Origin of the sequence: Streptomyces sp. HD, from assembly GCF_028369295.1 — a bacterium.
GTDB lineage: Bacteria > Actinomycetota > Actinomycetes > Streptomycetales > Streptomycetaceae > Streptomyces.
Genome location: NZ_JAQMYP010000010.1, coordinates 1 through 23,348, shown reverse-complemented (window position 1 = coordinate 23,348; position 23,348 = coordinate 1). Strand labels below are relative to the sequence as shown.

19 protein-coding genes and 1 tRNA gene are annotated in these 23,348 nt (G+C 70.5%); 14 read left to right on the top strand and 6 right to left on the bottom strand.

Features of this window, described 5'->3' with window-relative positions; translation table 11 throughout:
- Nucleotides 1-61: 61 nt before the first annotated feature.
- Nucleotides 62-2,797: an exo-rhamnogalacturonan lyase family protein gene (locus tag POF73_RS12175; RefSeq protein ID WP_272114662.1), complete on the top strand. Its 2,736-nt coding sequence runs from the start codon at nucleotides 62-64 to the stop codon at nucleotides 2,795-2,797.
- Nucleotides 2,798-2,874: 77 nt separating this feature from the next.
- Here the strand turns inward: POF73_RS12175 and POF73_RS12170 are convergent, their stop codons facing one another.
- Entirely contained in the window at nucleotides 2,875-5,340 is a 2,466-nt protein-coding gene (locus POF73_RS12170) for an SCO7613 C-terminal domain-containing membrane protein (RefSeq protein WP_272114661.1), read from the bottom strand.
- 101 nt (nucleotides 5,341-5,441) lie between these two features.
- Between POF73_RS12170 and POF73_RS12165 the strand changes: the two genes are divergently transcribed.
- Nucleotides 5,442-5,900: an SRPBCC family protein gene (locus tag POF73_RS12165; protein WP_272114660.1), complete on the top strand. Its 459-nt coding sequence runs from the start codon at nucleotides 5,442-5,444 to the stop codon at nucleotides 5,898-5,900.
- Nucleotides 5,901-5,939: 39 nt separating this feature from the next.
- Nucleotides 5,940-6,011: transfer RNA gene (locus tag POF73_RS12160), tRNA-Val, on the top strand.
- A gap of 46 nt (nucleotides 6,012-6,057) precedes the next feature.
- On the opposite strand, the gene POF73_RS12155 is transcribed toward POF73_RS12160, so the two are convergent.
- The gene (locus tag POF73_RS12155; RefSeq protein WP_272114658.1) at nucleotides 6,058-6,783 is read right to left on the bottom strand and encodes a 3'-5' exonuclease; all 726 of its coding nucleotides are present in this window, start codon (nucleotides 6,781-6,783) and stop codon (nucleotides 6,058-6,060) included.
- A gap of 168 nt (nucleotides 6,784-6,951) precedes the next feature.
- On the opposite strand from POF73_RS12155, the gene POF73_RS12150 reads away from it, so the two are divergent.
- The 3 genes from POF73_RS12150 (at nucleotide 6,952) to thrS (ending at nucleotide 10,826) form a co-directional block, all read left to right on the top strand.
- Nucleotides 6,952-7,518, top strand: coding sequence for a DUF4365 domain-containing protein (locus tag POF73_RS12150; protein ID WP_272114657.1), 567 nt, complete (start codon nucleotides 6,952-6,954; stop codon nucleotides 7,516-7,518).
- Nucleotides 7,515-8,744 (top strand): hypothetical protein, encoded by a 1,230-nt coding sequence (locus POF73_RS12145; RefSeq protein WP_272114656.1) that lies wholly within the window; start codon nucleotides 7,515-7,517, stop codon nucleotides 8,742-8,744. Before POF73_RS12150 ends, POF73_RS12145 begins: the two co-directional genes overlap by 4 nt.
- 105 nt (nucleotides 8,745-8,849) lie before the next feature.
- A complete protein-coding gene (gene thrS, locus POF73_RS12140) occupies nucleotides 8,850-10,826 on the top strand; it encodes a threonine--tRNA ligase (RefSeq protein WP_272114654.1) in 1,977 nt (658 codons plus the stop codon).
- A gap of 35 nt (nucleotides 10,827-10,861) precedes the next feature.
- Here the strand turns inward: thrS and POF73_RS12135 are convergent, their stop codons facing one another.
- The gene (locus POF73_RS12135) at nucleotides 10,862-11,521 is read right to left on the bottom strand and encodes a potassium channel family protein (protein ID WP_272114652.1); all 660 of its coding nucleotides are present in this window, start codon (nucleotides 11,519-11,521) and stop codon (nucleotides 10,862-10,864) included.
- 78 nt (nucleotides 11,522-11,599) lie between these two features.
- Between POF73_RS12135 and POF73_RS12130 the strand changes: the two genes are divergently transcribed.
- Complete coding sequence (locus POF73_RS12130) at nucleotides 11,600-12,148, top strand: HIT family protein (RefSeq protein WP_217214540.1); 549 nt, start codon at nucleotides 11,600-11,602, stop codon at nucleotides 12,146-12,148.
- A gap of 124 nt (nucleotides 12,149-12,272) precedes the next feature.
- Here the strand turns inward: POF73_RS12130 and POF73_RS12125 are convergent, their stop codons facing one another.
- Both POF73_RS12125 and POF73_RS12120 read right to left on the bottom strand, forming a co-directional pair.
- Complete coding sequence (locus tag POF73_RS12125; RefSeq protein WP_272114650.1) at nucleotides 12,273-13,934, bottom strand: hypothetical protein; 1,662 nt, start codon at nucleotides 13,932-13,934, stop codon at nucleotides 12,273-12,275.
- A 204-nt stretch (nucleotides 13,935-14,138) separates the two neighbouring features.
- Complete coding sequence (locus tag POF73_RS12120) at nucleotides 14,139-16,337, bottom strand: elongation factor G-like protein EF-G2 (protein ID WP_272114649.1); 2,199 nt, start codon at nucleotides 16,335-16,337, stop codon at nucleotides 14,139-14,141.
- Nucleotides 16,338-16,613: 276 nt separating this feature from the next.
- Here POF73_RS12120 and pgsA point away from each other — a divergent pair, with 276 nt between their 5' ends.
- The 7 genes from pgsA to POF73_RS12085 all read left to right on the top strand — a co-directional run bounded on the left by pgsA (nucleotide 16,614) and on the right by POF73_RS12085 (nucleotide 22,590).
- A complete protein-coding gene (pgsA, locus tag POF73_RS12115) occupies nucleotides 16,614-17,315 on the top strand; it encodes a phosphatidylinositol phosphate synthase (protein ID WP_272114648.1) in 702 nt (233 codons plus the stop codon).
- A complete protein-coding gene (locus tag POF73_RS12110) occupies nucleotides 17,312-18,238 on the top strand; it encodes a phosphatidylinositol mannoside acyltransferase (RefSeq protein ID WP_272114647.1) in 927 nt (308 codons plus the stop codon). The genes pgsA and POF73_RS12110 overlap by 4 nt, the downstream gene beginning before the upstream one ends.
- Nucleotides 18,235-19,410 carry a glycosyltransferase family 4 protein gene (locus tag POF73_RS12105; protein WP_272114645.1) on the top strand — a complete coding sequence of 392 codons (1,176 nt, stop codon included), beginning with the start codon at nucleotides 18,235-18,237 and terminating at the stop codon, nucleotides 19,408-19,410. The genes POF73_RS12110 and POF73_RS12105 overlap by 4 nt, the downstream gene beginning before the upstream one ends.
- 179 nt (nucleotides 19,411-19,589) lie before the next feature.
- On the top strand, nucleotides 19,590-20,132 hold the full coding sequence (locus POF73_RS12100; protein WP_272114644.1) for a hypothetical protein: 543 nt from the start codon (nucleotides 19,590-19,592) through the stop codon (nucleotides 20,130-20,132).
- Nucleotides 20,133-20,259: 127 nt separating this feature from the next.
- Nucleotides 20,260-21,165 carry a pyridoxal 5'-phosphate synthase lyase subunit PdxS gene (pdxS, locus tag POF73_RS12095; RefSeq protein ID WP_062154397.1) on the top strand — a complete coding sequence of 302 codons (906 nt, stop codon included), beginning with the start codon at nucleotides 20,260-20,262 and terminating at the stop codon, nucleotides 21,163-21,165.
- Nucleotides 21,166-21,183: 18 nt separating this feature from the next.
- Nucleotides 21,184-21,789, top strand: coding sequence for a pyridoxal 5'-phosphate synthase glutaminase subunit PdxT (gene pdxT, locus POF73_RS12090; RefSeq protein ID WP_272114643.1), 606 nt, complete (start codon nucleotides 21,184-21,186; stop codon nucleotides 21,787-21,789).
- 48 nt (nucleotides 21,790-21,837) lie between these two features.
- Nucleotides 21,838-22,590, top strand: a complete 753-nt coding sequence (locus POF73_RS12085; RefSeq protein ID WP_062707727.1) for a YebC/PmpR family DNA-binding transcriptional regulator — start codon at nucleotides 21,838-21,840, stop codon at nucleotides 22,588-22,590.
- Nucleotides 22,591-22,663: 73 nt separating this feature from the next.
- Here the strand turns inward: POF73_RS12085 and POF73_RS12080 are convergent.
- Nucleotides 22,664-23,348: alpha-glucosidase C-terminal domain-containing protein (locus POF73_RS12080; RefSeq protein ID WP_272114642.1), on the bottom strand; the 685-nt coding region annotated here is incomplete at its 5' end.

Sequence of the window (23,348 nt, the reverse complement as noted above, 5' to 3'; positions counted from 1 at the left end):
TCATGCCCCTGCCCGGTTGCAAGGAAATGTTTCCCGCACGGAAAGGAAAGGCTGAACTCTCATGTCTCCCATCCCCCGAAGGTCCCTCCTCAAGGCGGCCGCGGTCGCCGGAGCCGCAGCGCAGTTCAGCTGGGCGCTGGGGGCGAAGGACGCTTCTGCCGCGCCGAGAGCCGAGGCGGCCGACGCCGATCCCGTGACCCTCGACTGGCTGGAGGACGGCGGTCTGGGCGCCGCGCCCGGTTCCACCGTCGGTGTCCCCTGGCCGAAGGGCGTGTACCAGGCGGACCAGAAGTTCGCGGTGACGGACGCGGGGGGCAAGGCCGTGCCCGTGCAGTCCTGGCCGATCGCCTACTGGCCGGACGGTTCCCTGAAGTGGACGGCCCACGCGGTGAGCTCGGGCGGCGGCAAGCTCACGCTCGCCGCCGGTGAGGCCGCCGTACCGGACAGGAAGGTCACCGTCGACAAGAGCGGCGGCACCATCGACGTCTCGACCGGTGTCATCACCGCGAAGATCGGCAAGTCGGGCGCGACCCTCGTCAAGTCGGTCACCCGGGGCTCCACGGAGATCGCCAGGAACGGGCGGCTCGTGCTGATCCGGCAGCCCGAGATCGAGGACGAGGACCAGGGCGCCGTGAAGACCGAGCGCTTCGAGGGTGCGATCTCCGAGGTCACGGTCGAGCAGGAGGGCCCGGTCCGCGCGGTCGTCCGCATCGACGGCAAGCACCGCAAGGGCAGCCGCAGTTGGCTGCCCTTCTCCATCCGGCTCTACTTCTACGCGGGCGCCGACTCCTTCCGCATGGTGCACACCATCACCTACGACGGCACACAGGAGCCGGGCAGGGCGAGCGGCGACTTCATCCGGGGCATCGGCGTGCGCTTCACCGTGCCGATGCGCGACGAGTCCTACGACCGTCACATCCGCATCGGCGGCGAGGGCACCGGCCTGCTCCGCGAGGCCGTCAAGGGCATCACCGGACTGCGCCGCGACCCGGGGGCTGCCGTACAGGCGGCGCAGTTCGCGGGGGAGAAGCTGCCCGACCCGGCCACCTGGGACCAGCGGGTGACGACCCGGCTGCAGTACATCCCCGAGTGGGGCGACTACACCCTCTCCCAGCTTTCCGCCGACGGCTTCACCCTGCGCAAGCGCACCAAGAAGGGCCACGGCTGGATCGGCGCCGGCGGGGGCAGGCGGGCCTCCGGATTCGGTTACGTCGGTGGGGTCGGCGGCGGGCTCTCGTTCGGGCTGCGGGACTTCTGGGAGAAGTTCCCCGCCCAGCTCGACATCCGCGGCGCCCACACCGACGCGGCCGAGGTCACCATGTGGCTCTGGTCGCCCGAGGCGCAGCCCATGGACCTGCGCTTCTACCACGACGGCATGGGCCAGGACACCTACCCCGAGCAACTCGAAGGCCTCAACATCACCTATGAGGACTACGAGCCGGAGTTCGGCACGCCCTACGGCATCGCCCGTACGTCGGAGCTGTTGTTCTGGGCCAACGAGTCGACGCCCTCGGCGGAGGCGCTCGCCCGACAGGTCGACGCCGTACGGGTACTGCCGCAGCTCGCCGCGCCGCCCAGGCAGCTCATCAAGGCGAAGGTGTTCGGGCCGGGTCTGTACTCCGAGCCGGACCGGTCCACGCCCGCCAAGGCGAAGATCGAGGACCATCTCGACTTCCTCTTCACCTACTACAAGGACCAGGTGGAGCAACGCCGTTGGTACGGCTTCTGGGACTACGGCGACATCATGCACAGCTACGACACCGTCAGGCACCAGTGGCGGTACGACGTCGGCGGCTACGCCTGGGACAACTCCGAGCTCTCGCCGGATCTGTGGCTGTGGTTCGCGTATCTGCGCTCCGGTCGCGCGGACATCTTCCGCTTCGCCGAGGCGATGACCCGGCACACCGGTGAGGTCGACGTCTACCACCTGGGCAAGTGGGCCGGCCTCGGCACCCGGCACGGCGTCCAGCACTACGCCGACAGCGCCAAGCAGCAGCGCATCGCCAACACCACGTACCGGCGCTACTACTACTTCCTCACGGCGGACGAGCGGGTCGGCGACCTCATGCACGCCAACGTCGACTCCGACGAGACCTTCCTCGTCCTCGACCCGATCCGCAAGATCCGCACCGAGCCGTACACGCCCGACCGGCACGCGCTGTCGATCGGCTTCGGCACGGACTGGAGCGGACTGGTGTCGGCGTGGCTGACGGAGTGGGAGCGCAAGGGGCCGAAGTGGGAGAAGGCACGCGCGCGTGTGCTGTCCACGATGGAGACGATCGCCGCCCAGCCCAATGGATTCGTGCAGGGGAACGGGCTCTACGACCTCGACACGGGCAAGTTCGCCATCGCCGACAAGGCGGTCGTCGGGGTCTCGCACCTGTCCGCCGTGTTCGGTCTCAACGAACTGTGCGCCGAGCTCATCGATCTCGTCGACATGCCCGAGTTCAACGCGGCGTACTTCGACTACTGCCGCTACTTCAACGCGACGAAGGCGGAGCAGGCGGCGCGGTACGGGGCCGACTTCGGTTCGCTGCTGCTCTTCCAGGGGCATTCGCGGCTCGACGCGTACGCCGCCGTGAAGACGGGGGACGAGAAGCTGGCCAAGCGTGCGTGGGAGAAGTTCTACAACTCCGACGGCTACAAGGAGTCGGCGCCCTGGACGACCCAGAAGCTGAGCGGGCCGGTGGCGCTTGTGGCGGGGAGCGAGGCGAGTTGGGTGTCCACCAACGACACGGCGCTGTATGGGCTGGCTGCTATCGAGAATCTGGCGCTGCTTGGGGATCGAATGCCGTAACGGGCTGTGACGGTTTGTGGGGAACTGCGGGCCGGTTGTGGCTGGTCGCGCAGTTCCCCGCGCCCCTGGGCGGCGTTCTAGTGCATGTTGCCCAAGAAGTTCCGCATCCTTCGGGCATCCCTGAGGCGCTGCTCGTACGTTGCGCCGAGAGCGAGCAGCAGGAGGCCGGCCAGGGCCGGGGGGACCCAGCGGGGGAGTGCGTCGGTCACTTGGGCGATGTACGGGGCCAGTTCGTGCAGGGCGTCCAGGGCCAGGACCGTGCCGCCCAGCAGGAGGGGTGCCCTGAGGTGGTGGCCGGCTCCCAGCAGGGTGATCGCCAGGGCGGCCATGCCCAGCAGGAGGGGGCGCGTCCAGTGCGGGTCGCTCCAGGCTGCGAGGAGACTGGGGACGAGGGTGGCGGCGAGGCCGGGGCCGTACGCCGTCCAGGACGAGGTCTCCGGATCGCGGTGCCTGCGCAGGGCGCCGACCAGCAGGGCCGGGACGCTGACCGGCACCGTGTACGCCTCGGGCGTCCCGATGTCCCAGGCCGCCAGGCGCACCCAGGTGGCCAGCACGAACAGCGCGGCGGAGGCGTAGGCGACGGGGCGGCGGTCGGGGCGGATCGCCACCCCGGCGGTGATCACGCCGCACAGCGCCAGGACCAGGGCGACCATCGGCAGGTCGGCCGAGGCCGCCGCCAGCCCGACGGCCGGCAGTGCGGCGAGCGCGCCCGCCACCTCGACCGGGATCGTCGCCCGCGCGTCACCGAGCCGTGCCGCGAGCAGGGCCGCCGCCCCCGGGACCGCCAGGACCAGCAGGGCGGTGTACTGCGGTCCCCAACCGGCCGCGGCACCTGTCGCGCAGGCCAGCGCGGCGGCGTACGCGAGCGTGGCCGGGGCCGTGGCCGGGGCCAGATGCGGCTTCCAGGAGGCCGCCGCGAAGAGCGCCGTGAGGGCGCAGAGCACGGTGAGGGTGGCGGGCTCGGCGGTCAGGGAGAGGAAGGCGAGGGGGAGGGAGGTGAGGAGGGCCAGGACCGTGGCGGTCAGGCGGGCGGTGGGGAAGTCGACGGGGGGCCGTGCCTGAGGTGAGGCCGCTGCCTCTGAGGGCTCCTCCGCCTCCGGGTGCTCGGCCGGTCGTATCCACGCGGCCGCCGCCAGGGCGCCGGCCGTCGTGATGCCGAGCGCCACCAGGCCCACGGCGTACGGGACTTCGAGCACCGCCGGAAGAACCAGCGCCGTCGCCCAGGCCGGCACCAGCACACCGGTCAGGGCCCGCGGCCGCCAGACCGTGTCACGTGCCGCGAGGAGCAGTACGACGGCGACGAGTGCCAGGACGACGGGAACGGTCTCCGCATCCGACGGCCACGGCGCGTCCACCGTCACCGCCTGACGCACGTCACCCGGCACCCCGGACCACACCCGCTCCACCCACCCGACCGGACCCAGCAGCGCGATCCCCACCAGGGGCAACGTCCACAGCAGAGCAAGCCCCTGTACGGCGGCGGAGGCCCGGACGAGTCCGCTCCGCACCGCCTGCGGCAGCCGGTCCACCCGCACCGCCGCCAGCAGGGCGATCCCGCACACCAGATAGGCCGGAACCGTCCACGCCTCCGGCAGCACGGAGCGGGCCGTGCCGCCGAGCGCGGCGACCGTGAGGAGACCGGCGGCGACGGCGAGGCCGCCCGCCTGCTTCTCGGCGACCTGCTGCCAGGCCGCCGTGACCGCGATGCCCGCGGCGAAGAGGAGGAGCGCCGCCGCCCCGGCGGCGGCGCTCGGGCCGGTGGCCGTCCAGGACAGCCAGCCGGCGGCCCACACACCCCAGGCGCCCATGCCGTACGCACCGATCATGGCGGTGATCCGTACGGTCCTGACGGGCACCCGGAGTGCCACACCCGTGTCGATCCCGGCCGTCGCGAGCAGGGCGGCCGTGATCCCGAACAGGTCCGCGTCGGCCGCCACCGCCCACAGGACGAGCGGGAGTTGGGCGGCGACCAGTGCGGCGGGCAGGGGGAGACGCAGCTCGGAGGCGCGCGGCAGCAGGCCGTACGCCGCCCACACGGCAGCCAGTACCGCCGAGACGGCCGCGATGTAGCCCGTCGCGTCGACGTCGGCCAACCGGACCTCGTGCAGCGCGTACGCGTCGAGCACGGTCAGCGCCAGACCGAGGCCCGCCACCGACTCGGCCGTCGACCGCAGCCCGCGCTTCAGCAGCGCGACCGGCGCGGCGAGCACCGTCACCGTGAGCCCGCCGAGCACCAGAGCCCGCCCGGCGATCCCCATGTGCCCCCAACTGACCAGCGTGAACGCGATCGCGGCGATGGTGAGCAGGACGCCGCCGAGCACCAGCAGGACGTTCTGGACCCGCGGCGCCGAGGTCTCGGGGCGCGGCGCGGTCTCGGGATGCGGCGGTGCGAAGGGGGACGGGGCCGGCTGGGCCGACGCCGCTTGCAGGGCGGTGACCAGCCAGGCTCGGCGATGCAGCAACTGGGCCCGGCGGGTGTCCAGTTGGTGCAGCTCCAGGTCGAGGAGCCGCAACTCCTCGGCCGGCGGCGGAAAGTGCGTCATGCCTGGAGTGTGGTCCGCGTCACGCCGCACGGCATGAGTGCACGTACTCAGAACGTACTCAGATGCGGGGGAAACCCGCTGCCCCGGGGCAGACTCGGCCCATGGACTGGAGCCACTACCGCTTCCGCAGCCTGTGGGCGCTGCCCGCACCGCCGACCACCGTCTACGACGTGCTGCAACAGCCCGAGGACTACCCCCGCTGGTGGCCCCAGGTGCGCGAGGTGACCAAGCTCAGCGACACCACCGGTGTGATCCGGATCCGCTCCGTCCTGCCGTACGACATCGTCTTCACCGCGCGGGAGGTGCGGCGGGACCGGGAGGCCGGAGTGCTGGAGATCGCCATGTCCGGGGACATCGACGGGTGGGCGCGGTGGTTTGTCACCCCGCAGGGCGGCGGGACCCTGGCTCGCTACGACCAGGTCGTCGATGTGAACAAACCGTTGCTCAGGCGGTTTGCCGTTCCCGGGAGACCGGTCTTCCGGGCCAACCACTGGCTGATGATGCGCGCCGGGCGGCGGGGCCTGCTGGCGTACCTGGCCGACGGTCATCAAGCGGTTTGAAGGAAACGCGCGGGGACCTGTATTGTTCAGTGCGTTCCCGGGCGATTAGCTCAGTGGGAGAGCGCTTCGTTCACACCGAAGAGGTCACTGGTTCGAACCCAGTATCGCCCACCGGGAGAAAGCCGGTCCGCTTGATGCGGACCGGCTTTTCCGCTGTTCAAGCCGCCGCCGGCAGATCCGGGCGCAGTGGCCACGCCGGGTCCACCGCCTCCTCGCTGCCACTGCGCGCGAACCACGCCTGCAGGCCGCGTGCCTGTGCCGCGTGCCACACCGCCTGGAGCGTGTGCAGTTCGGCGGGGGACAGCCGCTCCAGGCGGGCCGCGAAACGCCGGCCCACCGCCCGGACGACCTCCAGTGAGGCCAGCGCGTCGGCCGCCGCGTCGTGCGCGCCGTCCAGCGTGACGCCGTAGTGCGCGCACAGGTCGGTCAGGGTGCGGCGGCCCTTGCGATAGCGGTCCAGATGCTTGTCCAGAACACGCGGGTCGAGCACCCGCATCGGCGTCGTCTCGAACCACTGGTCCAGGGACGAGGCGCGATGACGGCGCAACTCGCGGTCCAGCAGCGTCAGATCGAACGGCGCGTTCATCACCACTATGGGCCGGTTCACCGTGGCCTGCGCCGCCAGTTCCTCGACTATCTCCTGCATCACCGGCGCCGGCCAGCGGCCACTGCGCTGAAGATGATCCTCCGCCAGTCCGTGCACCGCCGTCGCCGCCTCCGGCACCGGCACACCCGGGTTCACCAGCCACTGGGTCACCCGCGGCCGGGTGCCCGGCGCGTCCTGGACGACGACGGCCGCCGAAACGATCCGGTCGGTCTCGACGTCCACGCCTGTCGTCTCCGTGTCGAATGCCGCCAGCGGGCCTTCGTACCAGCACGCCATATCCACACAACCCCTCGTTCACCCACGGCAGCTGACGTACCGTCTTCTGCCCGTTTGGTGATACCCGGGCCGTTTGCGCCGTACGCCGGAAGGACACAACAGGAGTGCGGGTCTTTGCAGTTCAGCGGCCCGGTTCGGGGATTCACTTTGCTTGGAAGGCTGTTGGTCATGGCGATAGCGCAGCCCGAGCGGGGCGGGCTGCTGCCCGAGCGCACGGGCCCCCATCGCGGTTCACTCGCCACCACCGCCTGCATGGAGACACTGCAGGTGGGCTATCTGCACGCCGTCGCGGCGGCGGCGGGATGCTCGCTGTCCCAGCCATTTCCGGACAACGGCATCGACTGGCACGTCAGCCACAGCGCGCCCGGGCACACCGTCGACGACGAGGTCACCATCAAGGTGCAGCTCAAGGCGACGTACCAGCTCCCGCCGAACCCGCCCGGCCGCTTCTTCTCCTTCACGCTGGACAACGACCACCTGGCGAAGCTCGCCCGTACCCCTGTCTCCGTGCACAAGATCCTGGTCGTGATGATCGTTCCCCGGTCGCAGGAGCAGTGGCTGCGTGCCGGCCACGACCGGCTCGACCTGCGGCACTGCTGCTACTGGGTCAACCTGGCCGGCCACGCGATCACCGGGCGGCGGCGGACCAGCGTGCGGATACCGACCTCACGCATCTTCGACGACCGGGCGCTCTGCGAGATCATGACGCGGGTCGGGACGGGAGGCAGACCATGACGCACCGCCCCCTGGAGGAACCGGTACGGCCAGTGCGCCCGCACCCGGTCGACGCGTCCTGGGACCGTCCTCCCGAGCCCGGCGACGTCGACCCCGCCGTGCTCAGCGCCCTGCTGCGCCGGCACGGCTGGCAGCGACGCGGGGGAGCGGCCGGTCGCTACGGCCGCTGGACCCCGCCCGGGCCCGGCGGCAACGGCACCAGCCTGCTGGTCCCCGAGTCCCGCGCCTTCCCCGACAGCGACGACCTGCTCGGCGAGGCGCTCGTCGCCCTCTCCCGCAGCGGCATGCCCTCCGCGCGTGAGGTGCTGGTCGGGCTCGCGGTGCCCAGCGACGAGGTCCGCTGGTGGCGGGACGCGCCGAGCGGGCCTGCCGGCGCCGCGCCCTGGACGGTGGAGGAGGAACTGCGCACCGCCGCCCGCCAGATGCTTCTCGCCGCGGCGCTCGCCACGCGGGCGCGTGCGGGCTATCACGGTGCCCGGCACCGCCGCTCGGCCGCCGCGATGCTGGAGAGCGTCCTCGTCGGCTCCGGGGCGGGCGGCCGCCGACTCGCCGCCTTCGTGCCCGTCGGCGCGGGGCGCCCGCTTGCCGTCCGCCTCCATCAGGCCCTGTACGCCGCTCGCGAGGCCATCGACTACCAGCGGGCCACCGGTGGCATGGACGCCTTCGACGGCGCCGTCGAGGCGGGCGTCAGCCGCGAGCTCACCGAGGCGCTGATCGCCCTGGTGCGGGGTACGGAGGGCGCGCGCATCGCCGTCGAGTGGGCGCCCGCCGCCGGGGTGCCCGAGGACTGCGCGGCCGGTGTCGAGCCCGTCGAGTTCTCGCCGGGCGACCTGCCCGTGCTGCGCGAGGCAGGGGCCCGCTATCTGCGCGAGGAACCGTCCGTGCCGGTCCGGATCACCGGCACGGTCGTACGGATGCGCAGGTCGGGGCCGCGCGGGGAGGGCAGCGTACGGCTGCGCGTCCTCGCCGGCGCCGAGATTCCGCACGTCCGGCTGACCCTGGACGAGGAGGCGTACCGCATCGCCGGGCACGCCCACCTCGTCGGACTGCCGGTGCGCGTGCACGGGCGACTGGAGAGCCGCGGCGGCTTCCGCAAGGTCACCGGGGCCTGCGGGGTCGTACCGGTACAGGTGGACGAGGCCGAGCGGGACCGGCTGATGAAGTCGCTGCAGGAGGATCTGGACTTCTTCGAGGAGGCTTGCGGCGGGGAGGACGACGGGGACTGACAGCAGCGGTTTCGCGGAGGGTGTGCTGCGCTCGGTAGGATCCTTAGGCATCGCAGTGCCATGCCGTACGGGGTAGTGCGGCCCACCTTCAGTCAGGAGAGACCGGTGTCAGACGTCCGTGTGATCATCCAACGCGATTCCGAGCGGGAAGAGCGCGTGGTGACGACGGGCACTACGGCCGCCGACCTCTTCGCCGGCGAGCGCTCGATCATCGCCGCGCGCGTGGGCGGCGAGCTCAAGGACCTGTCTTACGTGCTCGCCGACGGCGAGGAGGTCGAGGGTGTCGAGATCTCCTCCGAGGACGGTCTCAACATCCTCCGCCACTCCACCGCGCACGTGATGGCACAGGCCGTGCAGGAGCTGTTCCCCGAGGCCAAGCTGGGCATCGGCCCGCCCGTCAAGGACGGCTTCTACTACGACTTCGACGTCGAGAAGCCGTTCACGCCCGAGGATCTCAAGGCCATCGAGAAGAAGATGCAGGAGATCCAGAAGCGGGGGCAGAAGTTCGCCCGCCGCGTCGTCACCGACGAGGCCGCCCGCGAGGAGCTCGCGAACGAGCCCTACAAGCTGGAGCTGATCGGCCTCAAGGGCTCCGCCTCGTCCGACGACGGCGCGGACGTCGAGGTCGGCGCCGGCGAGCTGACGATCTACGACAACCTGGACGCCAAGTCCGGCGACCTGTGCTGGAAGGACCTCTGCCGCGGTCCCCACCTGCCGTCGACCCGCGCGATCCCGGCGTTCAAGCTGATGCGCAACGCCGCCGCCTACTGGCGCGGCAGCGAGAAGAACCCGATGCTCCAGCGCATCTACGGCACCGCCTGGCCGTCCAAGGACGAGCTCAAGGCGTACCTGGACTTCCTGGCCGAGGCCGAGAAGCGCGACCACCGCAAGCTGGGCAACGAGCTCGACCTGTTCTCCATCCCGGAGCAGATCGGCTCCGGCCTCGCCGTCTTCCACCCCAAGGGCGGCATCATCCGCCGGGTCATGGAGGACTACTCGCGCCGCCGGCACGAGGAAGAGGGCTACGAGTTCGTCTACACCCCGCACGCGACGAAGGGGAAGCTCTTCGAGACGTCGGGGCACCTGGACTGGTACGCCGAGGGCATGTACCCGCCCATGCAGCTCGACGAGGGCGTGGACTACTACCTCAAGCCCATGAACTGCCCGATGCACAACCTGATCTTCGACGCGCGCGGCCGTTCCTACCGTGAACTGCCGCTGCGCCTCTTCGAGTTCGGCACCGTGTACCGGTACGAGAAGTCGGGTGTCGTGCACGGTCTCACGCGTGCGCGTGGCTTCACGCAGGACGACGCGCACATCTACTGCACGCGTGAGCAGATGTCGGAGGAGCTCGACAAGACGCTCACCTTCGTCCTCGGCCTGCTGCGCGACTACGGCCTGACCGACTTCTACCTGGAGCTGTCCACCAAGGACCCGGAGAAGTTCGTCGGCTCAGACGAGGTCTGGGAGGAGGCGACCGAGACGCTGCGCCAGGTCGCCGAGAAGCAGGGCCTGCCCCTGGTCCCGGACCCGGGCGGCGCCGCCTTCTACGGGCCGAAGATCTCCGTCCAGACCAAGGACGCCATCGGCCGCACCTGGCAGATGTCGACCATCCAGCTCGACTTCAACCTGCCGGAGCGCTTCGACCTGGAGTACACCTCCGCGGACGGCTCCAAGCAGCGTCCGGTCATGATCCACCGTGCGCTGTTCGGCTCCATCGAGCGGTTCTTCGCGGTGCTCCTGGAGCACTACGCGGGCGCCTTCCCGGCCTGGCTCGCCCCGGTCCAGGCGATCGGCATCCCGATCGGCGACGGGCACGTGGACTACCTGGAGAAGTTCGCCGCGGCCGCGAAGAAGAAGGGCCTGCGTGTCGAGGTCGACTCCTCCTCGGACCGTATGCAGAAGAAGATCCGCAACGCCCAGAAGCAGAAGGTGCCCTTCATGGTCATCGCGGGCGACGAGGACATGGCCAACAACGCCGTCTCCTTCCGCTACCGCGACGGCTCGCAGGAGAACGGCATCCCGTTCGACGACGCCATCGCGAAGATCGCGCAGGTCGTCGAGGAGCGGGCGCAGGTCTGATCCGGCGCCCTGATCGTCGAAGGCCCTCGGGGAGTTCAGTTCCCCGGGGGCCTTTTGTCGTCCTCCCGGGAGAAGACCTGCAGCAGCCACGAGGCGAACGTGCCGGTCACGGCGCCCAGCAGGCCCAGCCCCACGGCCATGACCCCGACCGCGATCACGCGTCCACGCTCGGTGACGGGGGTGACGTCGCCGTAGCCGACCGTGGAGAGGGTCGAGCAGGTGAACCACACCGCGTCCCCGAAGGTCCGTATGGTCGCGCCCGGCGCCCCGCGCTCCTGCTGGTAGAGGGCGAGGGCACCCGTGAAGCCGAGCAGCAGGGCGGCCATCCCGGCGTAGACGATCACCCGCGCGTACAGACTGAGGCGGGGTCGTCCGTGCCGGCGCTGGACGGTCTCGTACAGCTTCACGATCCGCAGGGGCCGCAGCAGCGGCAGCAGCACCACGACGGTGTCCAGCAGATGGGTCCGTACGAAGCTCAGCCGTTGCCCGCTGAGCCGCCAGCACACGGCGTAGTCGACGCCGAACAGGGCCCAGGCGGTGAACGTCAGCGCGAGACAGAGGTCGAGTGCGCTCTCCGACAGATGACCGTCGCCCAGCACGCGGACCGCGTACGAGGCGAGGAAGACGAACGACGCCACGACGAGAGGGATCTCGGTGTGCCGCCGCCAGCGGGCCAAACGAGCGTCATCGTCCACCGACCCAGCTTGGCCCCGGCCGACCGAGTGCGAGCCCCGGCGACACGCCACGAACGGACGAAGCCATATGCTGCACGCATGACGAGTGAGCCGGAGCAGCAGTGGGGAGTGGGGATCCAGGACGCGTTCCAGCGCCTGTGGACGCCCCATCGGATGGCCTACATCCAGGGTGAGAACAAGCCGACCGGCCCCGGCGCCGACGACGGCTGCCCCTTCTGCTCGATCCCGGCCAAGTCCGACGAGGACGGCCTGGTCGTCAAGCGCGGGGAGCAGGTCTACGCGGTCCTCAACCTGTACCCCTACAACGGCGGCCACCTCATGGTGGTGCCCTACCGTCACGTCGCCGACTACACCGACCTCACCGAGCCGGAGACCATCGAGCTCGCCGCGCTGACCAAGCAGGCGATGACGGCCCTGCGCACCGCCTCCGGCGCCCATGGCTTCAACATCGGCATGAACCAGGGCACGGTCGCCGGCGCCGGCATCGCGGCCCACCTGCACCAGCACATCGTTCCGCGCTGGGGCGGCGACACGAACTTCATGCCGGTGGTGGGGCACACACGAGTGCTGCCGCAGCTCCTCGCCGACACACGCAAGATGCTGGCGGAGGCTTGGCCGACGGCTTGAGAAGCCGGTGATCAGCCCGTCCGGCGTTCGAGGACGAGGCCGTTGAGGCCGATGGGGGGTCTGGGGGCACAGCCCCCAGGGACGGTCGCCCAGACCCACCTCATGCGGCTCGACCGGCGGAGCCCTACGCGTCGTACACGTCTGCCTTCCGGGGCGACGCATCCTGCACGGCCGTGCTCAGGAACGACGACCGGGTACCGAACTTCTCGGTGTTCACGCCGTTCTCGTCCAGGACCTTGATCGCGGCAGCGTGCACGACCCGCAGCACCGGCGTAGCAGCCCGCAGCGCGTCGTCGGCCATGAACCGGTGCCGCCACGGCTGATCCGCCCAGGCGTGCCGGAGGCCGAACGGCTCGGGCAGCCCAATCGTCCCGCCGAGCCAGTTGAGCAGCGGCGGATACCAGGAGATCGGGGCCCGGACCGCCAGCCGCACCACCTCGTCGCTGTTGACCAGCGGGAGCTTGATCTTGCGGGTCTCCCACGGCTTCAGCGACTTGGAGACCTCCTTGGTCGGCGCCTCGGGCTTCTCCTGGAAGAGCCCGTTCACCGGACCGAGGGCATGCCCGGTCACCTCGATGCGCAGCGTCTCGTGCAGCACGGTCACCGTGATCAGCATCGTGATGATCAACTGCCCGTCCCAGAGCGTCCACTGGACCCCCAGGTAGTGCCGGTCACCGCTGCCGAACTGCTGCTTGTTGCAGATGTCCTGTATCGCGTGCGACTTGACCTGGTACGCCTCGACGTCCGTGCCCTCCGGCCGGGACACCGCCTTCGCTCCCTCGGCGATCGGCGTGACGACCCAGTGCCGTATCGAAGGCTTGGGGAAACCACCGGTGTTGAGGGGACCGCGCTCCAGCATGCGCAGCTGGTCGTGGATCGAGCGGATGACGTCCCAGCTGCGGAAGGGGTGGATCTCCCGGGTGGGATCGGCCGGTACCAGGTCCTCGGCCAGCTGCCAGCTGCCCCAGCGGGTGCCCATGCCGAGTATCCCCTTGGGCCCGGCGTAGAACACGGAGTTGGACTGCTGCTCGGCGCTCAGCTTGGCGAGGGACTGGCGCAGCTGTTCCGCCTGGGTCTCGGTGGGGCTGGTCGGCACCGCCTCCGGCACCTTCGCGCCGACGCTGCTGCCGGCCAGCAGACTGTCCCACCGGCCCCGCAGGTCCTTCGCGGTGCGCTCACAGACCTGCTTGGCCCAGAACCAGCCGATCACGGGCATGACCACGCAGGCCCGCGCATACCAGGCCCAGAAGCCGGTGAACGGCATCCGGACCAGGAACAGCACGGCGAGCGCCCCTGCCCCGATGAGCAGCGCGGAGGCGAGCGCGCCGCCCCGCTTCTGGTCCGCCTTGGCGACGATGGTGCGCAGCTGGAAGATCAGCAGCCACACCAGCAGGCCGGGCAGGAACAGCACGCCGCAGATCACCATTATGGCGCTGAGCATCCGGTCGCGGGTCTTGCGGATGTTGTTGGCGGCCAGGGCGTGCTCGACCACGACCTGCGGCTCGGTGCCGAAGGACTGGATCAGGGGCTTGCGGCCGGGGCCGAGCATGCGGTCGACCACGGCCCGCGAGTAGGCCTCACCCAGGTTGGGCCGGAAGATCTTCGCCCACTTGCGGCCGGCCTTGACGTCGGTCTTGTGCCATTCGTTGTCGGCCTTCTTGATGTCCTCGTACGGGTTGTCCCGATAGGCCGCCGAGGCCAGCGCGAACGTCGCCGTCTGGCCCTCGCCGGCCGTACGAGGCACCTGCGGACCGAAGATGTCCGCGTAACCGCCCTCAACGGTCATTCCCGCCCCCGATCGCCGCACTGTCGCTTCTGCGGCCTTCCCGACTTCCGCGCTGTGCACACCTGTTGATCAATGATCAGAGTATCCTCCGCCACCGACAACCGTCGGCGGACGGCCGAAGCCGCCCGCCGACGCGGAGGGGAGCATTCCGCAACAGCTGCTGGGTGACGTCGCCAAACGTCACTTGGTGGCGCCGGGCGCCAACTACGAGGCGTCGCACGCCTCTTCACGAATCCTTTCCGCGATCTGCGGCGGCATCGGCTCGTGCCGGGCGTAGGACCGGCTGAACCGCGCGGTGCCGTGCGACAGCGACCGCAGATCGACGGCGTACCGGCCGACCTCGATCTCGGGCACCTCGGCCTTGATGAGGGTGCGGCCACCGCTGGTCTGCTCGGTGCCCAGGACGCGGCCGCGCCGCCCGGACAGGTCGCTCATCACGGCGCCCACGTAGTCGTCACCGACGAGCACGGACACCTCGGCGACCGGCTCCAGCAGATGGATCTTCACGTCGGCCGCCGCCTCCCGCAGCGCCAGCGCACCGGCCGTCTGGAACGCGGCGTCGGAGGAGTCCACCGAGTGCGCCTTGCCGTCGAGCAGCGTGACCCGGACGTCGACGAGCGGATAGCCGGCCGCGACCCCCTTCGCCGCCTGCGCCCGCACGCCCTTCTCCACCGACGGGATGAACTGCCGCGGCACCGCCCCGCCGACCACCTTGTCCACGAACTCGATGCCCGAGCCGCCCGGCAGCGGCTCCACCTCGATCTCGCAGATCGCGTACTGTCCGTGCCCGCCGGACTGCTTCACATGCCGCCCGCGGCCCGCCGACCTGCTCGCGAACGTCTCCCGCAGGGAGACCTTGTGCGGTACGACGTCGACCTGCACGCCGTACCGGCTGCGCAGCCGTTCGAGGGCGACGTCCGCGTGCGCCTCGCCCAGGGCCCACAGCACGACCTGGTGGGTGGCCTGGTTCTGCTCCAGCCGCATCGTCGGGTCCTCGGCGACCAGCCGGGACAGACCCTGCGACAGTTTGTCCTCGTCCGCCTTGCTGTGCGCCTGGATGGCCAGCGGCAGCAGCGGGTCGGGCATCTGCCAGGGCTCCATCAGCAGCGGGTCGTCCTTGGCCGACAGCGTGTCCCCGGTCTCGGCGCGGCTCAGCTTCGCCACACACGCGAGGTCACCGGCGATGCAGTGGGTGAGGGTGCGCTGCTGCTTGCCGAAGGGCGCGGACAGGGCGCCGATCCGCTCGTCGACGTCGTGGTCCTCGTGCCCGCGGTCGGCCAGCCCGTGCCCGGAGACGTGCACCGTCTCGTCGGGGCGCAGCGTGCCGGAGAAGACGCGCACCATCGACACCCGGCCGACGTACGGGTCGGACGCCGTCTTCACGACCTCCGCGACCAGCGGCCCGTCCGGATCGCACGGCTTCAGCTCGCGCGGCTTGCCGTCCACCGTGGTGACCCGGGGCGCCTCGCGCTCCAGCGGGGTGGGGAAGCCCCGCGTGACCAGCTCCAGCACCTCGACCGTGCCGAGGCCGTGGCGGGCACCGTCGGCCGCGGGGGCGGCGGCCAGGACGGGGAAGAACGTGCCGCGCGCGACGGCTCGCTCCAGGTCGTCGATCAGCGTCTTGACGTCGACCTGCTCGCCGCCCAGATACCGGTCCATGAGGGTCTCGTCCTCGCTCTCCGCGATGATCCCCTCGATCAGCCGGTTACGGGCCTCCTCGATCTCCGGCAGCTGGTCGTCGCCCGGCTCGGCCTCCTTGCGCTCCCCGGACGAGTAGTCGAACAGCTTCTGCGACAGCAGCCCGGTCAGTCCGGTCACGGGCGCGTGCCCGTCCGGGCCCTGCGGGCCGTGCAGTGGCAGATACAGCGGGAGCACGGCGTCGGGGTCGTCCCCGCCGAAGGCCTCCGCGCAGATCCGCGTCATCTCCTCGTAGTCGGCCCGCGCGGCCTCCAGGTGTGTGACGACGATCGCGCGCGGCATGCCGACGGCCGCACACTCCTCCCACACCATGCGGGTCGAGCCGTCCACGCCGTCCGAGGCCGAGACGACGAAAAGGGCCGCGTCCGCGGCTCGCAGACCGGCCCTGAGTTCCCCGACGAAGTCGGCGTATCCGGGGGTGTCCAGAAGGTTGACCTTGATGCCGTCCCATTCGACCGGCACCAGGGAGAGCTGCACCGAACGTTGCTGCCGGTGCTCGATCTCGTCGTAGTCCGAGACGGTGCCGCCGTCCTCCACCCGGCCCGCCCGGTTCACTGCCCCCGCGGTCAGCGCGAGAGCTTCCACCAAGGTCGTCTTGCCCGATCCGGAGTGGCCGACCAGCACCACATTCCGTACGGACGCGGGGTGGTCGGCCGCTGTAGCCCTGCCGGCGGCTCCGGGGTGTGCGTTCGCCTTGTCGCCCATGATCCTGCCTCCCGTGCACGGTGAGGTCACTGTGGGCGCGGACATACCGATCCGCGTGCGATGGCGGCTCCGGTGACGCCCGCGGTCCTTCGAGCTTTCCACTCCCGTCACGGTGCGTCCATACGGCGGACGTGATCCTGCCTTCCGGCGCCGGTGGAACAGGCCGCTCAGCCTGTGTACGAGTGCCCGGCGGTCGCACTCACGCGCGCGTGGCTACGATGGGCCAGCCGGTGGCCAGCAGGGCCGCACGGCGCCACACCGACCCTCGGGAAGGCCATGCTGAACAAGTACGCGCGTGCATTCTTCACGCGTGTCCTCACACCGTTCGCCGCGTTTTTGATCCGGCGGGGCGTCAGCCCCGACACCGTCACGCTCCTCGGCACGGCCGGTGTGGTGGCGGGCGCGCTGGTCTTTTACCCCATGGGCGAGTTCTTCTGGGGCACGGTCGTGATCACACTCTTCGTGTTCTCCGACCTCGTCGACGGCAACATGGCCCGCCAGCTCGGCCGCTCCAGCCGCTGGGGCGCCTTCCTGGACTCCACCCTGGACCGGGTCGCAGACGGCGCGATCTTCGGCGGCTTCATCCTCTGGTACGCCGGCGGCGGCGACGACCTCGTGCTGTGCGCCGTCTCGATCTTCTGCCTGGTCAGCGGCCAGGTGGTGTCGTACACCAAGGCCCGGGGCGAGTCGATCGGCCTGCCGGTCGCCGTCAACGGCCTCGTGGAGCGCGCCGAGCGGCTGGTGATCTCGCTGGTCGCGGCCGGTTTCGCGGGCCTGCACAAGTTCGGCGTACCCGGCATCCAGTACCTGCTGCCCGTCGCCCTGTGGATCGTCGCGGTCGGTAGCCTGGTGACACTGATCCAGCGCGTCGTCACGGTCCGCCGCGAGTCGGCCGAGGCGGAGGCCGCGGCCGCGCAGGAGCAGTCGCAGAACGCCTCTCAGCAGAACGCCTCTCATGGGAGCGAGGCAGCGAAGTGAGTGCCCAGGAGCGGCTCACCGACGCGCTGTACGGCCTCGGCTGGGGCACCGTCAAGAAGCTCCCCGAGCCCGCCGCCGTACGGCTCGGCCGCACCATCGCCGACCTCGCCTGGAAGCAGCGGGGCAAGGGCGTCCAGCGCCTGGAGAGCAACTACGCGCGCGTGGTGCCCGACGCGAGCCCGGAGCGCCTCGCCGAGCTCTCGCGCGCGGGCATGCGCTCGTACCTGCGCTACTGGATGGAGTCCTTCCGGCTCCCGGCGTGGAGCGCCGAGCGGATAAAGGGCGGCTTCGAGCCCAAGGACGTGCACTACCTGACCGACGGGATCGCCTCCGACCAGGGCGTCATCCTCGCGTTGCCGCACATGGCCAACTGGGACCTCGCCGGCGCCTGGGTCACGACCAAGCTCCGGACGCCGTTCACGACGGTCGCCGAGCGCCTCAAGCCCGAGACCCTCTACGACCGCTTCGTCGCCTACCGGGAGGGCCTCGGCATGGAGGTCCTGCCGCACAGCGGCGGCACCGCCTTCGGCACGCTGGCCCGGCGGCTGCGCGACGGCGGCCTGGTCTGCCTGGTCGCCGAACGCGATCTGTCCGCCTCCGGCGTCGAGGTCAAGTTCTTCGGGGAGGCCACCCGGATGCCCGCGGGACCCGCCCTGCTGGCCCAGCAGACCGGCGCGCTGCTGCTGCCGGTCACGCTCTGGTACGACGACTCACCCGTCATGAAGGGCCGCGTCCACCCCCCGGTGGAGGTACCCGAGACAGGCACCCGGGCCGAGAAGACGTCTGTCATGACACAGGCGCTGGCCGATGCCTACGCCTCGGGAATCGCCGAACATCCGGAGGACTGGCACATGCTCCAGCGCTTGTGGCTCGCCGACCTCGAACCACGGCCGTCCGACGGCCCGGCAGGTGAGCGTCCGTGAGGATCGGCATCGTCTGCCCGTACTCCTGGGACGTCCCGGGCGGCGTCCAGTTCCACATCCGCGACCTCGCCGAGTACTTCATCCGGCTCGGCCACGAGGTGTCCGTCCTGGCCCCCGCCGACGACGAGACCCCGCTCCCGCCGTACGTGGTCTCGGCGGGCCGCGCCGTCCCGGTGCCGTACAACGGCTCGGTGGCCCGTCTGAACTTCGGCTTCCTGTCGGCGGCCCGGGTGCGCCGCTGGCTGCACGAGGGCCGGTTCGACGTGGTCCACATCCACGAGCCGGCCTCGCCGTCGCTCGGCCTGCTGACCTGCTGGGCGGCACAGGGCCCGATGGTCGCCACGTTCCACACCTCCAACCCCCGCTCCAAGGCGATGATCGCCGCGTACTCGATCCTCCAGGCGGCCCTGGAGAAGATCAGCGCCCGGATCGCGGTGAGCGAGTACGCCCGCCGCACGCTGGTGGAGCACCTGGGCGGCGACGCGGTCGTCATCCCCAACGGCGTCGACGTCGACTTCTTCGCCAAGGCCGAGCCCAACCCCGAGTGGCAGGGCGACACGATCGGCTTCATCGGCCGCATCGACGAGCCCCGCAAGGGCCTGCCGGTGCTGATGCGGGCCCTGCCCAAGATCCTCGCCGCCCGCCCGCAGACCAGGCTCCTGGTGGCCGGCCGGGGCGACGAGGAGGAGGCGGTGGCGTCCCTCCCGGCCGAGCTCCGCTCCCGGGTCGAGTTCCTCGGCATGATCAGCGACGAGGACAAGGCCCGCTTCCTGCGCAGCGTCGACCTGTACGTCGCCCCCAACACCGGCGGCGAGAGCTTCGGGATCATCCTGGTCGAGGCGATGTCGGCCGGCGCCCCGGTCCTCGCCTCCGACCTGGACGCCTTCGCCCAGGTCCTCGACCAGGGCGCGGCCGGCGAACTCTTCACCAACGAGGACGCCGACGCCCTCGCCGAGGCCGCCGTACGCCTCCTGGAGGACCCGGCCCGCCTGGCGGAGCTGCGGGAGCGCGGGAGCGTGCATGTGCGCCGCTTCGACTGGTCGACCGTGGGCGCGGACATCCTGTCGGTGTACGAGACGGTGACGGCGGGCGCGGCGGCCGTGGCGGCCGACGAGCGCGCCGGGGGTGGCGGGAGCGGGTTGCGGGCCCGGTTGGGGCTGGCGCGGGACTGAGGCCGGAGAGCCTCGACAGGCCTCGCCCCAGAGGGCTTCGCCGCCGCCGCACCGGCTCGTGTCACCCGGTGCCGGTCGGCATCGCTCGGCCCGTCCGAGGGCGGCAGCCACGTCGGCGACAGCCACACCGACCGCCCCGCGCGACACGGGGCTGACCCCGCGTCGCTAGTGTGCGGCCCGTGACCGCAACTCTCATCTGGATCCTCGTCGCCCTCGTCGCGATCGGCCTCTACCTCAGCTGGACCGCGGGCCGCCTCGACCGGCTGCACGCCAGGATCGACGCGGCGCGCGCCGCGCTCGACGCCCAGCTGCTGCGCCGCGCCTCCGTGGCCCAGGAGCTGGCCACCTCCGGTGTACTGGATCCGGCGGCCTCGATCGTCCTGTACGAGGCCGCTCACGCCGCCCGGCAGGCCGAGGAGGAGCAGCGGGAGGTCTCCGAGAGCGAGCTGAGCCAGGCGCTGCGCGCCGTGTTCGCCGAGACGCCGCAGGTGGAGGTCGTACGGGAGGCACCCGGGGGAGAGGAGGCCGCGCGCGAGCTGACCGAGGCGGTCCGCCGGGTGCCGATGGCCCGGCGCTTCCACAACGACGCCGTACGCGCGGCCCGCGCACTGCGCCGGCACCGCAAGGTCCGCTGGTTCCGGCTGGCCGGTCACGCACCCTTCCCGATGGCCTTCGAGATGGACGACGAGCCGCCCGCGGCACTGGTCGACCGGGCCGCCTGACCAGCACGTTCGCGCCACGCAACGGGAAAAGGATCCACCGGCTTTCCATTGGCCCTTGCTGTGGCCTGGTCCACTCCCGTTTCCTCGGTGCTTGCAGTAACCCTCTTTACACCGTGTGAGGTCACCCGTGTCCATCTCCGAAAACCAGGCTCCCGAGACCGGTACCGCCCGCGTCAAGCGCGGCATGGCCGAGCAGCTCAAGGGCGGCGTCATCATGGACGTCGTCACTCCGGAGCAGGCGAAGATCGCCGAGGACGCGGGCGCGGTCGCCGTCATGGCCCTGGAGCGGGTCCCCGCCGACATCCGCAAGGACGGCGGCGTGGCCCGCATGTCCGACCCGGACATGATCGAGGGCATCATCGACGCGGTCTCCATCCCGGTCATGGCCAAGTCCCGCATCGGCCACTTCGTCGAGGCCCAGGTCCTGCAGTCCCTCGGTGTCGACTACATCGACGAGTCCGAGGTCCTCACCCCGGCCGACGAGGTCAACCACTCCGACAAGTGGGCCTTCACGACCCCCTTCGTCTGCGGCGCCACCAACCTCGGTGAGGCCCTGCGCCGCATCGCCGAGGGCGCGGCCATGATCCGCTCCAAGGGCGAGGCCGGCACCGGCAACGTCGTCGAGGCCGTCCGCCACCTGCGCCAGATCAAGAACGAGATCGCCAAGCTGCGCGGCTTCGACAACAACGAGCTGTACGCCGCCGCCAAGGAGCTGCGCGCTCCGTACGAGCTGGTCAAGGAAGTCTCCGAGCTCGGCAAGCTCCCGGTCGTGCTGTTCTCCGCCGGTGGCGTGGCCACCCCGGCCGACGCCGCCCTGATGCGCCAGCTCGGCGCCGAGGGCGTCTTCGTCGGCTCCGGCATCTTCAAGTCCGGCGACCCGGCCAAGCGCGCCGCCGCCATCGTGAAGGCCACCACCTTCTACGACGACCCCAAGATCATCGCGGACGCGTCCCGCAACCTGGGCGAGGCCATGGTCGGCATCAACTGCGACACCCTCCCCGAGGCCGAGCGCTACGCCAACCGCGGCTGGTAAGCACAGGTAACCCGCCCCATGAACACTCCTGTCATAGGCGTCCTGGCCCTCCAGGGCGACGTACGGGAACACCTCATCGCCCTGGCCGCGGTCGACGCCGTGGCCAGGCCGGTGCGGCGCCCCGAAGAGCTCGCCGAGATCGACGGCCTGGTCATCCCCGGCGGCGAATCCACGACCATCTCCAAGCTGGCCGTCCTGTTCGGCGTGATGGAGCCCCTACGCGCGCGCGTGCGGAGCGGCATGCCCGTCTACGGCACCTGCGCCGGCATGATCATGCTCGCCGACAAGATCCTCGACCCGCGCTCGGGCCAGGAGACGATCGGCGGCATCGACATGATCGTGCGCCGCAACGCCTTCGGACGGCAGAACGAGTCCTTCGAGGCGGCGGTCGACATCAAGGGCGTGGCGGGCGATCCTGTGGAGGGCGTCTTCATCCGCGCCCCCTGGGTCGAGTCCGTCGGCGCCGAGACCGAGGTCCTCGCCGAGCACGACGGTCACATCGTCGCGGTCCGCCAGGGCAACGCGCTGGCCACGTCGTTCCACCCGGAACTGACCGGCGACCACCGCGTGCACGGCCTGTTCGCCGACATGGTGCGCGCGAACCGGACAGCGGAGTCCTTGTAGGATCTCTGGCGTTCGTTCATAGATGGGTTACGCGAAGGAGACAGGCAGATGTCCGGCCACTCTAAATGGGCCACGACGAAGCACAAGAAGGCCGTCATCGATGCCAAGCGTGGCAAGCTCTTCGCGAAGCTGATCAAGAACATCGAGGTCGCGGCGCGGATGGGCGGCGTCGACCTCGAAGGGAACCCGACTCTCTACGACGCCGTCCAGAAGGCGAAGAAGCAGTCGGTTCCCAACAAGAACATCGACTCCGCGATCAAGCGCGGTGGCGGTCTCGAAGCCGGTGGCGCCGACTACGAGACGATCATGTACGAGGGCTACGGCCCGAACGGCGTCGCGGTGCTCATCGAGTGCCTCACCGACAACCGCAACCGCGCCGCCTCCGACGTCCGCGTCGCCATGACCCGCAACGGCGGCAACATGGCCGACCCGGGCTCGGTCTCCTACATGTTCAGCCGCAAGGGCGTCGTCATCGTCCCGAAGGGCGAGCTGACCGAGGACGACGTCCTCACCGCCGTCCTGGACGCGGGCGCCGAGGAGGTCAACGACCTCGGTGAGTCCTTCGAGGTCATCAGCGAGGCCACCGACCTGGTCGCGGTCCGCACCGCCCTCCAGGAGGCCGGCATCGACTACGACTCCGCCGACTCCAGCTTCGTCCCGTCCGTCCAGGTCGAGCTGGACGAGGAGGGCGCCAAGAAGATCTTCAAGCTGATCGACGCTCTGGAGGACAGCGACGACGTGCAGAACGTCTTCGCCAACTTCGACGTCAGCGACGAGATCATGGAGAAGGTCGACGCGTAACGCTGCCACGAGCTGAGCGGTTTCGGGGGGGGGGGGGGGGGGGGGGCCCCCCCCCCCCCCCCCCCCCCGGCTCTCAGGCCGCGTCCTTGCGCAGCCGGAACCAGTAGAAGCCGTGGCCCCCGAGGGTCAGCAAGTACGGCAGCTCACCGATGGCCGGGAATCGCACCCCGCCGAACAGCTCCACCGGATGCCGCCCGTTGAACTCGCGCAGATCCAGCTCCGTCGGCTGTGCGAAACGGGAGAAGTTGTGCACGCACAGCACGAGGTCGTCCTCGTATTCGCGCAGGAAGGCGAGAATGGCCGGGTTGGAGGACTGGAGTTCCGTGTAGGTGCCGAGTCCGAAGGCGGGGTTCTGTTTGCGGATCTCGATCATGCGGCGGGTCCAGTGCAGGAGCGAGGACGGCGACGCCATGGACGCCTCGACGTTCGTGACCTGGTAGCCGTAGACGGGGTCCATGATCGTGGGCAGGAACAGCCGTCCCGGGTCGCAGGAGGAGAATCCGGCGTTGCGGTCGGGGGTCCACTGCATGGGGGTGCGGACGGCGTCGCGGTCGCCGAGCCAGATGTTGTCGCCCATGCCGATCTCGTCGCCGTAGTAGAGGATCGGCGAGCCGGGGAGCGACAGCAGCAGCGCGGTGAACAGCTCGATCTGGTTGCGGTCGTTGTCGAGGAGCGGGGCCAGCCGCCTGCGGATGCCGATGTTGGCGCGCATCCGCGGGTCCTTGGCGTACTCCGCGTACATGTAGTCGCGTTCCTCG

Coding starts and splice junctions, on each gene's coding strand:
- POF73_RS12175 (WP_272114662.1), top strand. CDS start 62: ATGTCTCCCATCCCCCGAAGGTCCCTCCTCAAGGCGGCCGCGGTCGCC.
- POF73_RS12170 (WP_272114661.1), bottom strand. CDS start 5,340: ATGACGCACTTTCCGCCGCCGGCCGAGGAGTTGCGGCTCCTCGACCTG.
- POF73_RS12165 (WP_272114660.1), top strand. CDS start 5,442: ATGGACTGGAGCCACTACCGCTTCCGCAGCCTGTGGGCGCTGCCCGCA.
- POF73_RS12155 (WP_272114658.1), bottom strand. CDS start 6,783: ATGGCGTGCTGGTACGAAGGCCCGCTGGCGGCATTCGACACGGAGACG.
- POF73_RS12150 (WP_272114657.1), top strand. CDS start 6,952: ATGGCGATAGCGCAGCCCGAGCGGGGCGGGCTGCTGCCCGAGCGCACG.
- POF73_RS12145 (WP_272114656.1), top strand. CDS start 7,515: ATGACGCACCGCCCCCTGGAGGAACCGGTACGGCCAGTGCGCCCGCAC.
- POF73_RS12130 (WP_217214540.1), top strand. CDS start 11,600: ATGACGAGTGAGCCGGAGCAGCAGTGGGGAGTGGGGATCCAGGACGCG.
- POF73_RS12125 (WP_272114650.1), bottom strand. CDS start 13,934: ATGACCGTTGAGGGCGGTTACGCGGACATCTTCGGTCCGCAGGTGCCT.
- POF73_RS12120 (WP_272114649.1), bottom strand. CDS start 16,337: ATGGGCGACAAGGCGAACGCACACCCCGGAGCCGCCGGCAGGGCTACA.
- pgsA (WP_272114648.1), top strand. CDS start 16,614: ATGCTGAACAAGTACGCGCGTGCATTCTTCACGCGTGTCCTCACACCG.
- pdxT (WP_272114643.1), top strand. CDS start 21,184: ATGAACACTCCTGTCATAGGCGTCCTGGCCCTCCAGGGCGACGTACGG.
- POF73_RS12085 (WP_062707727.1), top strand. CDS start 21,838: ATGTCCGGCCACTCTAAATGGGCCACGACGAAGCACAAGAAGGCCGTC.